The sequence below is a fragment of the Corynebacterium sp. HMSC068G04 genome (genome assembly GCF_001814885.1).
In the GTDB taxonomy this organism is placed as follows: domain Bacteria; phylum Actinomycetota; class Actinomycetes; order Mycobacteriales; family Mycobacteriaceae; genus Corynebacterium; species Corynebacterium hiratae.
Genome location: NZ_KV818333.1, coordinates 114,362 through 127,890 on the forward strand (window position 1 = coordinate 114,362; position 13,529 = coordinate 127,890).

The window sequence follows — 13,529 nt, forward strand, 5'->3', positions numbered from 1 at the left end:
GCGCCCGCGAGCTTCACCCTGGGTTTCCCGCGCAGGTGTGCGCCTGTAGTAGCCTGCTGGCATGACTTTTGCACTCATCGCCACCGGTGGCACCATCGCCTGCACGACGGTCCGTGACGGCTCCCTCGTCCCCACCGTCAGCGGCCAGCAGCTGGCCGCATCCCTAGGCACTGCGGGCAGCCCTCACGATATCGAGGTGGTGGAGTTCCGCGCCCTGGACTCCAGCTCGATTACTTTGGCAGACCTCGATGAGCTGCTGCTGTGCGTACGTGACCAGCTGGCCCGCCCGGACATCGACGGCGTACTCATCACGCATGGCACCGATTCCTTGGAAGAGACCGCCCTAGCGTTGTCTCTTTTCGACCTCGGTGCGGGCCCCATCGTGCTCACGGGCGCGCAGCGCGCCTTTGACCACCCGGATGGTGACGGACCGCGCAACCTGCGCGATGCTTATGAACTTCTGTGTTCTGGGAAGCCGGGTGTGTGGGTGCAGTTTGGCGGCCGCACCATCCCTGGGCGTGGCGCGCGCAAGTGGCACACGTCGCAGCTCAACGGCTTTGAGGAGCTGCCGGTGGGAGAAACCTCCTTAGAGCCCCTCCCCCTGGCGCCCTTGGCTGAGCACCCAGTGGAGATCATCGCGGCCTACCCGGGGGCCGGCGCCACGCTTGTCGACGCCTCCCTCCCCCACACCTCCGGCCTCGTCATCGAGGCAATGGGCTCCGGCAACATGGGCGCGGAGATGGGTGCCGGCGTAACCCGCGCGCTACAGGCGGGTGTGCCCGTGGTGATTAGCACCCGCACGCCCTATGGAGTGACAAAGCTGGCCTATGGCGGTGCAGGCGGTGGAGCCACCTTGGGCGAAATGGGCGCGGTGGCTTCCGGCGGATTCCGCGCAGGCCAAGCCCGCATCATGCTCGCCGCTGCCCTCGCCACGGGTACCCCGGTGGGCGAGATGTTTAGCTCGACCCCGCCTGCCACGACCTATACCGCGGGCTAGCTGTCCTCTCGTGGTGGGGCCTCTACCGCGTCCTCGGGGTCGGCGTCTTCATCCGGCGGGATGTCCTCCCACGCCAGTGAGTCCAGCGGGTCGGCGGGGCGGAGGTCTTCATCCTCAGCCGCGAAGGAGCGCACGAACCCCGGGCCCGTAGCGCGGGTTTCAAAACGCACGCTGACCACCCCGTGGCCCGCGCCCTGGATCCAGCCGTGGCCGAAGTCGGGGTGGTAGACGTCTTGGGTCGCGCGCCACCGGTGTCTCAGCGATTCTTCGGAATCCGCAGCTCCACCCGCCGGGGAAACACTCTCGGGGACAGATGGCGTCCCCGGCAGATAATCACTGACCCCGGTTTCGTAGTCCGTGTCCGGCGCCCGGCGCACAATCTCACGGTCCAGTTCCGGAAAGAGCACGTCTTGGCGGGCCTCTTCCAGCCCTGAGTAGCTCACGCCCACCAGCCTGATCGGTCCGAGCTCCTCCGGGTAGCGGGCCAAGCTCAGTGCTTTGGCTTCGAGCACCTTCAGGTCATCGGTGGCGTAGGGCAAGGTGGCTGAGCGTGACTCGATGTGAAAGTCCGCCATCCGCAGCTTCACCGTCACCGTGCGCGCGCCGCGCCCATCCTTGAGCAACCGAGAATGAGCACCGTGTGCTGCGCGAATCAGCGCCGCGTCTACCTCGGCTGCCGTGCGCAGATCCGTTGGGTAGGTGAATTCGGTGGAGATCTGTTTGGCAATCGCGCGCGGGGCGACGGGGCGCTCATCAATTCCCTGGGCAAGCTCCCACAGCTGCACCCCCACCACGCCGCCGAGTGAAATCTCGACTTCCTTGCGGCTCATCGCCGCCAACTGGCCGATGGTCTCCACTCCGATGGCGGCCAATTTCTGCTGCGTAACTGGGCCCGCTCCCCAGAGCTTGCCCACCGGCAGCGGGTGAATGAGCTCGTCGAAGCGCTCCTGCGGGACCACGAAGGTGCCATCCGGTTTAGCTTCCCCGGAGGCGATCTTCGCGCTCTGCTTTCCCGCACCCGCACCGATAGAACTGGGAAGGCCCGTCTCCGTTCGAATCACGCGGCGGAGGTTCTCTGCCCACTCGCGGACCTCGGCTGGTGAGGCACCGACGAGTGCCTCAGGCTCCATAAAGGCCTCATCGATAGATAGTTGTTCGATTACCCCGGCGTGCTGCGCAATAATCCCAAACACCCGGCGCGAGGCTGCCGAATAGACCGCCCGGCGCGGTTGCACCACCACGGCTCGATAACCCACAAGCTGCTGCGCGCGGAACATGGGCATGGCGGAATGCGCACCATAAGCGCGCGCTTCGTAGGACGCACCCGCGACGACCCCGCGGCCGGATGTCCCTCCCACCAACACCGGCCGGCCGCGCAGGGTGGGTCGGGTGAGCTGTTCCACCGAGGCAAAGAACGCATCCATGTCGATGTGAAGAACCCAGCGCTGCATAGCTACAAGTCTAAAACATATATTCGCATCCACAAGGAAGCCCTCGGCAGGCAAAGAGAACTAGCTCTCACACGCGGCATGAGTGATCTATGCCCCACGATTGGCGTGTGGTACTAGACACTAAGACCCACATGCATGCATCATGTATGCATGCAAAAAGACAAGGTACCGGCCGCAGAAAGGGCCTATGAGCACCTCAAGCGCCGCATCATCGATGACGAGGTCGATGACTCGGACATGCTCTCCGAAGCCGCCCTTGCCTCCGAGCTAGGAATGAGCCGCACCCCGGTGCGTGAGGCGTTCCTCCGGTTGGAGGTAGAAGGATTTTTGAAGCTCTACCCCAAACGCGGCGCGTTGGTCGTCCCCATCAGCCCCCGCGAGATCCGTGAGGTTTACGAAGCCCGCCTCCTCGTGGACGAGAATTCTGCCCGCCACATCTGCGATCTCCCCGCCGAAGAGCGTGGCCTTATCGCTGATGTCCTCGATGCCACGATCGAGGAACAGAAAGCCGCCCTCGACAACTCTGATCTGCGTACCTACACCCAACTGGACGCAAAGTTCCACCAGACCATCATGGACAACGGCGGCAACCGCCTCTTGGCGCACCTTGGCCACACGCTGCGCGAGCGTCAACAACGCTTCACTGCCACCGCCATTGGCCGCAGCGTCGAGAAGGCACGCGCCTTCGTGGCTCAACACGCCTTGCTTGCCGACGCCCTCCGCTCCGGCGACATCGACTCCTACCTCACCGAACTCCACTCCCACCTCAACTCCTCAAGGAAGCAACTGTGACTGTCTCTGCGCATTCGAACCCTGCTGTCGAGGCGCCCACCACCGAGCACGACGCCATTCTGGACACCGACGCTGCCGAAAGCCCCACCTCCTCGCGTTCGTCTATCCACTCGGACGGAACGCCGCTGTCGCCGCGCGCGTGGTTCCCCGTCGCCGGTTCCATGATCGCCGTGGCGTGGGGCGGAAACGAGTTCACCCCGCTGCTGGTGATGTACCGCGAGACCTCCAACTTTTCCCAGGTGACAGTCAACGGGCTCTTGGCCGCCTACGTCGTGGGCATCATCCCCGCCCTTCTGATCGGCGGCCCACTGTCCGATCTGCTGGGCCGCCGCCCCCTGTTACTCCCCGCAGCGCCACTGTCTTTGGCGGGGTCTTTCTTGCTGTCCATCGCGCCCAACGAGCCACTCATCATCGCGCTGGGGCGTGTCCTATGCGGCATGGCTTTGGGCTTGGTCATGGCCGTGGGCTCAACGTGGATTACGGAGCTCATCACGAGGGCTGGCGGTGACCCGGCGGCGGGCGCCCGCAAGGCTTCCTTGTGTTTGACTGCCGGCTTCCTCGTCGGCGCGGGCATCGCTTCGGTGCTCGCCCAGTGGGGTCCGTGGCCGACGCACACGGCTTATATCCTCCACATGCTGCTTACGTTGCTGACCGCCGTGTGGATCCTGCATACTCCGGAGACCCGCCAGCCCACCCGGGGCGACGTCAAGACCACCATCTTGGAGCTTCGGGTGCGCGACATGCTGGAGATGCTGCACATTCCCGCCGTTGCTCACAAGCGTTTCCTACGCGTCGTCGTCCCTGTGGCCCCGTGGGTATTCGGTTGCGCGGGAGCGGCCTATGCGCTCCTGCCACAGCTGTTGTCCGACTCGGCAGGCGATGCCCCCATCGCTTTCTCCGGCCTGATGACCGTTATCACCCTGGGGTGCGGTGTCGCTGTCCAGATGTTGGGCCGACTGGTGGATACCCATAAGTCTGCGCGCGCCTCGGCGCTGGCCATGTTCGTCATCACAGTCGGCGCCATCCTCGGAGCCTTCGCCGCCCACTCGCTCTCCCTGCCGCTCGGCATCGCCGCCGCCGCGACCATGGGCGCAGGATACGGCCTGGCACTCGTCGCCGGCTTGTCGGAGGTCCAACGCATCGCGGGCGAGCGTGAGCTCGCCGGCCTGACCGCCGTGTACTACTCCATTTCCTACACCGGTTTCTTCATCCCGATGGCTTTCAGCGCCCTCGCACCTTACCTTGGTTTCACCGCGTTGTTCAGCATCGGTAGCTTCTTGGCTCTGGTCTGCCTCATCAATGTCATCCTTGCTTGGCGCGCGCACCTGCCCGGCACTCGCCGCTAGCACCGGCCCCACCAGTCGGGCGCCCTCCCCTGGGCCGCACTGCGCTACCTGTGCACAGACGCTAAAAGCTCCGCCTCCCGGATCCGGGAGGCGGAGCTTTTTCTGCGACCGTTAACGTCGCTGTTGCCGTCTTAGGCCTTAGCCACCGTGGCGGTCACGCCCTTGAGAACGTCGTGGACGTTCTTGTCGGCACCAGCCTCGAGAGGCTGGGTCGTCACGGTGAAGTCGACGGCGAGTACCTCTGCCGCGATGTGCTCGCGGTGGCGGTTGGCCCACTCTTCCTTCTCCGCGGGGACAGACAGGGCCACGGTGATGCGGTCGGTGACCACGAAGTCCTCGGCCTTGCGGGCATCCTGCAGGCCGCGGATGACATCCGCGGCCCAGCCCTCAGCCTCCAGCTCTTCGGTGACGTTGGTATCCAACACCACTAGGCCATCCACGCCGTCCACGCGCGCCGTGGACTCCGGGTTCGCCGCCTTGAGACGTTCCGTGTACTCGTCCGGGGTCAGGCGGATATCGCCGTCGACGATAACCTCCTCGCCGTCGCGCTCGTAGTTGCCCGCCTTCAGGTTCTTGATGGCGCGCTGTACGTCCTTGCCCAAGCGAGGGCCCGCCACCTTGGCGTTGCAGACTACTTCGAAGGTGCCGACCTCATCGACATCATCGGTCAGCTCAACGTCCTTGACGTTGACCTCATCGCGGATGATGTCCTTGAAGTCGGCCAAGCGAGCCGAATCCGGCATCGCCACCGTCAGCTTCGGCAGCGGCAGGCGGTTACGCAGCTTATTGGACTTGCGCACAGACGACGCCGCCGAAGCCACCGCGCGGGTGGCATCCATAGCGGCCACCAGGTTCGCGTCAGCCGGGTAGTCCTCAGCCTTCGGGTAGGAAGCCAAGTGCACGGAACGCTCACCGGTCAGGCCGCGGTAGATGACCTCAGCCACGTGCGGTAGCAGCGGAGCCACCACGCGGGAGACGGTCTCCAGCACCGTGTAGAGGGTGTTGAAAGCCTCTGCGTGGGTCTCCTCGCCCTCCCAGAAACGGTCGCGGGAGCGGCGCACGTACCAGTTAGTCAAGGCATCCGCGAAGAGGCGAACCTCCTCGGTTGCCGTAGCAATATCGGTATTCGCCAACGCATCATTCGTGTTCTTTACCAAGTCATGCGTCTTGGCCAAGATGTAGCGGTCCAGCACGTTAGTGGAGCTGACATCGAACTTCGCGTCCTGGGAAGCGTAAAGCTGCAGGAAGGTGTAGGCATTCCAGATCGGCAGGATAGCCTGGCGCACGCCCTCACGGATGCCCTGTTCGGTGACGATGAGGTTGCCACCGCGCAAGATCGGCGAGGACATGAGGAACCAGCGCATGGCATCCGAACCATCGCGGTCAAAGACCTCGTTAACGTTCGGGTAATTGCCCTTGGACTTGGACATCTTCAGTCCGTCATTGCCCAGAACGATGCCGTGGGCCACAACCTTCTTGTAGGCCGGGCGGTCAAAGAGCGCAGTCGACAGCGCATGCATGACGTAGAACCAGCCGCGGGTCTGACCGGAGTACTCCACGATGAAGTCCGACGGCGAGTGGGTCTCAAACCACTCCTTGTTCTCGAACGGGTAGTGCTTCTGGGCAAACGGCATCGAGCCGGACTCAAACCAGCAATCCAACACATCCGGCACGCGGCGCATCGTGGACTTGCCCGTCGGATCATCCGGGTTCGGGCGGGTCAGCTCATCGATGTGCGGGCGGTGCAGGCTGGTGGGGCGCACGCCAAAGTCACGCTCCAGCTCATCCAAGGAGCCGTAGACATCCACGCGCGGGTACTCCGGATCATCGGAGATCCACGCCGGGATCGGAGCGCCCCAGTAGCGGGTGCGGGAAATATTCCAGTCGCGAGCGCCCTCCAGCCACTTGCCGAACTGGCCGTCGCGGATGTGCTCCGGCAGCCACTCGATCTCGTTGTGGTTGAGCTCCACCATGCGGTCACGGAACTCGGTCACCTTGACGAACCATGCCGGCAACGCCATGTAGATGAGCGGCTCGCCGGAGCGCCAGGAGTGCGGGTAGGAGTGCTCGATGGTCACGTGGCGCACCACGCGGCCGGCTTCCTTCAGGTCCTTGATGATGCCCTTGTTAGCGTCGAAGACCAGCTGGCCCTCGTAGGGCGGCACCTGCGAGGTGAACTTGCCGTCCTCGTCCACCGGGATGACCAACCCCACGCCGTACTTCTGGCAGGTGAGCATATCGTCCTCACCGAAGGCCGGAGCCTGGTGGACCACACCAGTACCGTCCTCAGTGGTGACGTAATCTGCGAGCAGCAGCTGGTAGGCGTTCTCGACATCTGGGAAGAAATCGAAGATGGGCTGGTACCTAAAGCCCTCGAGCTCAGCGCCCTTGAACGTCTTGAGAACTTCCGCCTCACCCAGCTCCTTGGCCAGGGTGCCGGTGAGCGCCTCGGCCATGATGAAGGTGCGGCCAGCAAAGTCGCCCTCGGTGGCCTTGAACAGGACGTAGTCGACCTCCGGGTGGACCGCCAAAGCCAGGTTGGACGGCAGGGTCCACGGGGTGGTGGTCCAGGCGAGGAAGGAGGCGTCGGCAAGCTCGGCGTTATCCGCCAACGTCTTCTCCGCCGCGCTTCCCTCCACAGCGCCCGCTACCGGGAAGGTCACCGTCAGGGTCGGATCCTGACGCATCTTGTAAGAATCATCCAGGCGCGTCTCCTGGTTCGACAGCGAGGTGTGCTCAGCCCAGGAGTACGGCAGAACCCTGAAGCCCTGGTAGATCAGGCCCTTGTCGTAGAGCTCCTTAAACGCCCACATCACGGACTCCATGTAGTTCAAGTCCATGGTCTTGTAACCGTTTTCAAAGTCCACCCAGCGAGCCTGGCGGTTGACGTACTCTTCCCACTCATCGGTGTACTCGAGGACGGACTTGGCGCAGTACTCGTTGAACTTCTCCAGGCCCATCTCCTCGATCTGGGCCTTGTCGGTGATGCCGAGCTGCTTTTCTGCTTCCAGCTCCGCCGGCAGGCCGTGGGTGTCCCAGCCGAAGACGCGCGGGACGTGGTTGCCGGCCATGGTGCGGTAGCGCGGGACGATGTCCTTGACGTAACCGGTCAACAGGTGGCCGTAGTGTGGCAGGCCGTTGGCAAAGGGAGGGCCATCATAAAAGACGTATTCGGGGCAGCCCTCGGTTTGCTCGAGGCTGGCTTTAAAGGTGTCGTCGGCCCTCCAGTACTTCTGGACCTCCTGCTCCATATCGGGGAAACGGGAAGACCCAGTAGTCATATCGACTTTGGGATAAACGCTGCCGACGTTCGCGGGGTTATTACTCATCTAAAAATTCCTTCACTCGTTCGCTGTGGCGGGGACGCGCCTTACGGCTCGCGGTACCACCCCGCTTGGGCGCCGAGGCGCCCCGCTTCGTTGATGTGAAGGAGATGACGGTCCCTACCCGCCCGGTTCTAATAATGCTCCGCTAAGCGCAAAGCACGTTCTTCCGGAATGCTCCCCGGTGATAGCCGGCTCACTGCATACGCCTAAAAGTATAGCGAGCCGGTCAAGTTTTCACAGGCGCAGGTTCCCGAAAGCCCCAAAATAGAAACGCCAGTACACGAAAGAGGCACCTGGGATAAGGTTTTCCACAGGAACATTTTTTCTAATGCGCGCAGGTCATAAGGTGTTTTAAGCTCCACTGTCATGAGCGCACTGCAGACTTTCCTTAACGCACTCGGGGCCGGCATCGATGTCGTCGCCGAGTGCGAAGGCATGTCTGAAGCAGACCTCATCGCCGCCGGCTCCCCAGACAAAACCGCCGCGGAGTTGGTGCGGCTGCATACGAGCTTCTTTGGCAAAACCGCCATGACGCGGATGCAACGCGACGCAGTGAAGGCAGCGCGCCAACGCAAGCATTCTTTGCCTACCTTGGAGGTCATCGACCGCTATGCCCGGAAAGCCAAAACACAAGCGTTGGGCTGGAAACTACGCCTAGAACTCTGCCGAACGAGCGCTGACACCCTCGCCATGGAGGCACTGGCGAAAAAGAAGCTCAAGGAGCACGCGGTTCTCCCCACGCCGAAGGAGGGCGTGACTGTCTACCGCCGCCGCAATGCACCGTGGACGATGGCGATCACGGGCCCCTCGCAACTGATTGCAGAGCTTAACGACGCCGTCGACCCAGCACGCCCCCTCGAGTCCATCCGCGAGGCCTTCTTCACAGGCGCTGCTCCGCGCCGCGGCTTGCAGACCAATATCCTTGTGCCGCTGGATGCAATGACGAAAATTCTCGACGGTGACGGCGAAGAAATCACCCTCCAGATGACCAATGGCGCCACGATGACCGGCGCGGAGTACCTCAACAAGGTCATCGCCGGTGAGATCGATAAAGACGGCGCGCTCGCGACTCTTTTCCATCCCTATCACGGGCCGGTCAACCTCTACTACGAGGAGCGCTCCGCCAGCATCAAGCAACGCATCATGGCCATGGCCGAGTTCCCAGTCTGTGCTTGGGATGACTGCCTGAAGCCGGCCGATGAATGTCAAGTTCATCACCTCATCGCGTGGAAGAACGGCGGGTACACCAACCAGGAAAACTTGGTGATGCTCTGCCCGTATCACAATGGGGTGAACCAGGACGATCCGAATGCGCCGCCGGGTCGCGGCCGCATGGCTCGGATCAGGGGTAAAGCGAAAAGAACGAACGGCCCTCCTCCGCCGCCCACGCCGCTGCAAGCGCCACCCGGGATATTCACAAACCCCGCGGAACGAGACGACTAGCGGCTTCACAAAAGTAGCCCTCCACCCAGAATTACCACTGGGCCGAGGGCTACTCGTCGTGCCTTAGCTGCGCGCATTACAGATTTTCGGCGAGACCGAGCTACTCGTCGTGCTTGCGGCGGAGTTTAATCACGGTGTCTGCGATGAACAGAACAATGCCCACCCCGGCGGAAGCGAAGAGCACGTACAAGGACCACTCAGCAGCGGTGAGGATGTAGTTCACGAACGCCAAGAAAGCAACAAAGGCCAGAAGCAATGCGCCGATGAGCATGTGCGTTCTCCTTTCCCACCAATGACGAAGAGCTCTGTGCTTACAAAGAATGTATACCTACGGACGTATACCTACAGAAAAGAATAACGGCGCCCCCGCAGGGACGCCGCTCATTCAGAGATTAATCGTTGGACTTTCCGGCCTCACCGTTGGGGGGCAGCGGTGCCGCGGGACTCCAACTCCTCAAGCTGGGACTGCAGCAGCGTCTTGAGGCGGGTACGGTACTCGCGCTCGAAGGGGCGCAGCTCGGAGATACGGGCCTCCAGAGCGGTCTGCTGCTGCTTGACCGTGTTCATGACCTCGGTGTGCTTCTTCTCGGCATCTGCCTGCAGGGCAGCTGCCTTCTCCTCAGCCTGGCGAATCTGTGCCTCGGCGCGGGACGTAGCGTCGGCCTCAGTCTGCTTTGCCTTGTTTTCGGCGTCAGCCACCAGCTTCTTGGAGCGGGTATCGGCTTCCTGCAGCTGCGCGTCGTAGCGCTTCTGAGCGTCAGCAAGCTGGGCCTTGGAGTGAGAGTCAGCGTCGGCAAGCTGCTTCTCTGCGGCCGTGCGGGCCTCCGCCAGCATGGACTCGGAATCGGCCTTGGCCTCGTTGGTAAGGCGGTCTGCCATCTCCTGCGCCAAGCCCAGAACGCGGGCTGCCTGCATATGCGTGTCCGGGGTGGCGAGATCCTGTGCGGTGGACTGTGCAGCACCTGCACCTGCTACGGCAGCAGCGGAAGATGAGGTGGTGGAGGTTGCGGAGTTCTTCTTTGCGGACTCCAGCTCCTTCTTGGTGCTCTCCAGTTCCTTCTTGGAGGCCTCGAGCTCACGCTTGGCAGCAGCAGCTTCCTCGCGAGCAGCCTTGAGCTCTGCGGAATTGTCCTGCGCCTGAGCGGCCGGCGCCTGGGAAGACTGCGCCTGAGCGGCCTTTGCCTGCTCCTGGGCGCGCTTGGTTTCTTCCTTGGCCTTGGCAATCTCGTTCTTGGAGTCAGCCAGCTTCGCCTCATACTCAGCGCGCAGCTTGGATTCGACTTCCTTGCGCACAGCGGCCTCGTCGACCTTAGCGGCAGCGGCGCCGCCGGCAGCGCCGGCCGGAGCCTGAGATTTCAGCTCCTCAACCTGGGCGTGGAGATCATCGTTCTCATCCTGCAGCTGAGCAAGAGCATCCTCAACGAGATCGAGGAACTGATCGACCTCGTCCTCGTTGTAGCCACGCTTGCCAATTGGCGGCTTGCTGAAAGCGACGTTGTGTACATCAGCTGGTGACAGTGGCATTGACTTCTCTTCCCCTTACGAATCGGTCAAACCTCTAGAGGGTCCAGAGGCCGGGTACATATGCGGTTAATAATACGGATTGTGGTAACTCATTGTATCCGAATCAACACATTATCTAACGCGGGCACGAGTCTCAACGTTAACAGGAGGGTTTAATACACCCGTTAGTTACACCGCAAGTCCGTTGGTACCGAAAAATAGCCACGCAATAAGTTGCGAAAGAACGGACAAAAGCAGGAACAAAACAATGATGGAAACATCGAGCGCGATGCCGCCCAATTGCAGCGGCGGAATCACCTTTCGCAGCGCCTTGACCGGCGGATCGGTGACCACGAAAAGCACCTCAGCAACCATCATGAACCAGCGGGGCGGGTTGAATTGGCGCGAAAAAGACTGGATCATTTCAATAACGATGCGCGCCAACAAAACCCACGAGTAAAGACTCACGGCGACGAGGAGAATTGAACCTAAAGCACTCACAATGCCTGAGCCTATCGGAATCACCCCCGCCAGCGGTACTCCCCTGCCCTAAGGTTCGCCCTCGGCGTACAGAGACGGCACCGCGGCAGCCATACCGCCGCCGAGAATGACTCTCCGATAAGGCCCCACGATGAAAACGACGAAACCGCCCCATCGCCTTCCGCCTCCCTTAAGCCAACACGGAGGAGAATAACGATGAAGCGGTTAAAGCCTGACGTCTCTAGCGCAGGTGCGCTGCTCGCTCCAGCTCCACGGTAGAGATATCAGCGCCCTTCGGCACAATGGCAAAAACCTTGCGGCTGGTGTCCATGCCCTTGGTCAGGTTCTTCATGCGGCCTTCCAACGCGAAGCAGAGGCCTGCGGCAAAGTCCACGAAGCGCTTGGCGGAGCCGCGGTCGGCGTCGGTGAGTTCGAAGACCACTGCGTCACCGTCACGGAAGGGGCCGCCAACCTTTGCTGCATCATCAAAGGAGACGAGGGAGAGAGCCACGATGGTCGGGACAAACTCCTCTTCCTGCTTCTCGTAGGAAGGTGCGTAGGCCGGAGCGTTGTAGCTGCGCTCGTCGGCGTAGTAGGCATCGTCGGCGTCCATGTCCATCGGGCCCAGCCCGAAGAACTCTTTAGTCCTATCAATCAGTGACATTCTGGGTCTCCCTCTGACCTAGTGTGTTCTGTTCATTTGCTGTCTTGTAATGCAGTTTTACAATGACAATTAACCTAGCGGGCGGGCTCCCATGATTCCGGTTCCGACACGCACGATATCCGTTCCAGATGCAATCGCTGCCTCCATATCGGCGCTCATGCCGGCGGACATTTTCAGGTCTCGCCCAAGCTTGGCCGCCACCTCATCCGTCAATGCCCTCACCTGGGTGAAAACCTCCGCCGGATCGCTCTCCAGCGGTGGAACCACCATGAAGCCACACAGCTGCAGGTTCTCCAGATCTTCGACCAGATCCACCAGAGCAGATACACCCTCTAGCGGGCAGCCGCCACGCGCGGTATCACCGTCGGCGGATACCTGGATATAGACCGGAAGCGTGTCCTCGCGCTGGCCGCGTTCCTGGGCAAGAGCCACGCCGCGGTCGAGTGCTCTGGCAAGTTTTTCTGAATCGAGCGAGTGAACACTATGCGCCCATCGGGCCACGTGGTTCGCCTTCTTGGTCTGAACCTGGCCAATCATGTGGAAACGCATCTCGGACAGGGCCTCCGCCTTGGCACGCGCTTCCTGCTCGCGATTTTCCGCCACATCTGTGATCCCCAACTCCGCTAGCAGCGCGATGTCTTCGGCCGGGTGAAACTTCGTCACCGGCAGCAGCTGCGGGGCGGGGCGGCCAGCGGCCTCAGCGAAACGGTGAATAGCAGCGCGGGTGCTCTCCAGGCCAGCCCTCAGCTCTTCACGGCGCACAGTATCGTTGTTCGTCATTAATCCTCCAACCAAATCACGCCGGCTTGGCGTCCGGTGACGCCCTCGCGGCGATAAGAAAAGAAATCTGTGTCCTCAATCGTGCAGCGCGGGTCCGATTCGATAGCCGTAACCCCCATCTCCATCAATTGACGAATCAGCCCAGCGCGCACGTCGACGCCCCAGGTACCCGACGACGTGCGGGTCTTGGAGCCGGGCAGATGCTTCTCGACGTCATCCGCCATCGCCTCCGGCACCTCATAGTTCCGCCCAGAAGCGGCCGGCCCCATGAGCACCTGAATCGAGGCGGGGCGGGCCCCTAACTCAACCATGGTATCGACGGTATTGCGGACGATTCCGTTGCGCGCGCCAAGGCGCCCGGCGTGGGCGGCGCCGATGACGCCCGCGGAGACGTCGACAAGCAGCACCGGCGTGCAGTCCGCCACGAGAACGCCTAGGCCCAAGCGCTTTTCGTTGGTTACCACGGCATCGGTGGCCGGCACGGGCTCCTCGACGCCGCGGCGCTCGGCCCCCACCACCGTCACGGTGTTGGTGTGGAGCTGTTCCATCCACACGATGTCCTCTAAGCCCGTGGCACGGCGGAGCCGCTCGCGATTGGCGGCCACTGCGGCGGGGTCATCGCCAACGTGATCGCCGAGATTAAAAGAGTCATAAGGCGACGACGACGCCCCGCCGGCACGGCTTGTAAAAACCATGCGGACGGGGCGTCGTGCTGCGTGTGCTTCCTCGTTTACTGGCATGCACTCC

The 13,529-nt window shown here is 62.2% G+C and carries 12 protein-coding genes; 4 read left to right on the plus strand and 8 right to left on the minus strand.

From position 1 onward, the window contains the following. Positions 1-61: 61 nt before the first annotated feature. Positions 62-997 carry an asparaginase gene (locus tag HMPREF2993_RS07655; RefSeq protein ID WP_070701780.1) on the plus strand — a complete coding sequence of 312 codons (936 nt, stop codon included), beginning with the start codon at positions 62-64 and terminating at the stop codon, positions 995-997. Here HMPREF2993_RS07655 and HMPREF2993_RS07660 read toward each other — a convergent pair. Then, on the minus strand, positions 994-2,448 hold the full coding sequence (locus HMPREF2993_RS07660) for a DNA polymerase IV (protein WP_049155282.1): 1,455 nt from the start codon (positions 2,446-2,448) through the stop codon (positions 994-996). The genes HMPREF2993_RS07655 and HMPREF2993_RS07660 overlap by 4 nt on opposite strands. A gap of 150 nt (positions 2,449-2,598) precedes the next feature. Between HMPREF2993_RS07660 and HMPREF2993_RS07665 the strand changes: the two genes are divergently transcribed. Together HMPREF2993_RS07665 and HMPREF2993_RS07670 are read left to right on the plus strand one after the other, a co-directional pair. After that, complete coding sequence (locus HMPREF2993_RS07665; protein ID WP_049155279.1) at positions 2,599-3,240, plus strand: GntR family transcriptional regulator; 642 nt, start codon at positions 2,599-2,601, stop codon at positions 3,238-3,240. Further along, positions 3,237-4,586, plus strand: coding sequence for an MFS transporter (locus tag HMPREF2993_RS07670; protein WP_049155277.1), 1,350 nt, complete (start codon positions 3,237-3,239; stop codon positions 4,584-4,586). The genes HMPREF2993_RS07665 and HMPREF2993_RS07670 overlap by 4 nt, the downstream gene beginning before the upstream one ends. A 131-nt stretch (positions 4,587-4,717) precedes the next feature. On the opposite strand, the gene ileS is transcribed toward HMPREF2993_RS07670, so the two are convergent. Next, entirely contained in the window at positions 4,718-7,915 is a 3,198-nt protein-coding gene (gene ileS / locus HMPREF2993_RS07675) for an isoleucine--tRNA ligase (RefSeq protein ID WP_070701782.1), read from the minus strand. 363 nt (positions 7,916-8,278) lie between these two features. Here ileS and HMPREF2993_RS07680 point away from each other — a divergent pair, with 363 nt between their 5' ends. Further along, positions 8,279-9,355, plus strand: a complete 1,077-nt coding sequence (locus tag HMPREF2993_RS07680) for an HNH endonuclease signature motif containing protein (protein ID WP_070515737.1) — start codon at positions 8,279-8,281, stop codon at positions 9,353-9,355. 100 nt (positions 9,356-9,455) lie between these two features. Here HMPREF2993_RS07680 and HMPREF2993_RS13630 read toward each other — a convergent pair whose 3' ends face one another. The 6 genes from HMPREF2993_RS13630 to pgeF all read right to left on the minus strand — a co-directional run bounded on the left by HMPREF2993_RS13630 (position 9,456) and on the right by pgeF (position 13,522). Beyond that, positions 9,456-9,626 carry a hypothetical protein gene (locus HMPREF2993_RS13630; RefSeq protein ID WP_046647978.1) on the minus strand — a complete coding sequence of 57 codons (171 nt, stop codon included), beginning with the start codon at positions 9,624-9,626 and terminating at the stop codon, positions 9,456-9,458. 143 nt (positions 9,627-9,769) lie between these two features. Further along, the gene (locus HMPREF2993_RS07685) at positions 9,770-10,879 is read right to left on the minus strand and encodes a DivIVA domain-containing protein (RefSeq protein ID WP_141758278.1); all 1,110 of its coding nucleotides are present in this window, start codon (positions 10,877-10,879) and stop codon (positions 9,770-9,772) included. Between the two features lie 168 nt (positions 10,880-11,047). Next, entirely contained in the window at positions 11,048-11,359 is a 312-nt protein-coding gene (locus HMPREF2993_RS07690) for a YggT family protein (RefSeq protein WP_046647976.1), read from the minus strand. 220 nt (positions 11,360-11,579) lie between these two features. Then, positions 11,580-12,002 (minus strand): cell division protein SepF, encoded by a 423-nt coding sequence (locus HMPREF2993_RS07695; protein WP_046647975.1) that lies wholly within the window; start codon positions 12,000-12,002, stop codon positions 11,580-11,582. A 69-nt stretch (positions 12,003-12,071) separates the two neighbouring features. Continuing rightward, on the minus strand, positions 12,072-12,782 hold the full coding sequence (locus HMPREF2993_RS07700) for a YggS family pyridoxal phosphate-dependent enzyme (protein ID WP_070515741.1): 711 nt from the start codon (positions 12,780-12,782) through the stop codon (positions 12,072-12,074). Then, a complete protein-coding gene (pgeF, locus tag HMPREF2993_RS07705; RefSeq protein WP_046647973.1) occupies positions 12,782-13,522 on the minus strand; it encodes a peptidoglycan editing factor PgeF in 741 nt (246 codons plus the stop codon). The genes HMPREF2993_RS07700 and pgeF overlap by 1 nt, the downstream gene beginning before the upstream one ends. Between the last annotated feature and the right edge of the window lie 7 nt (positions 13,523-13,529).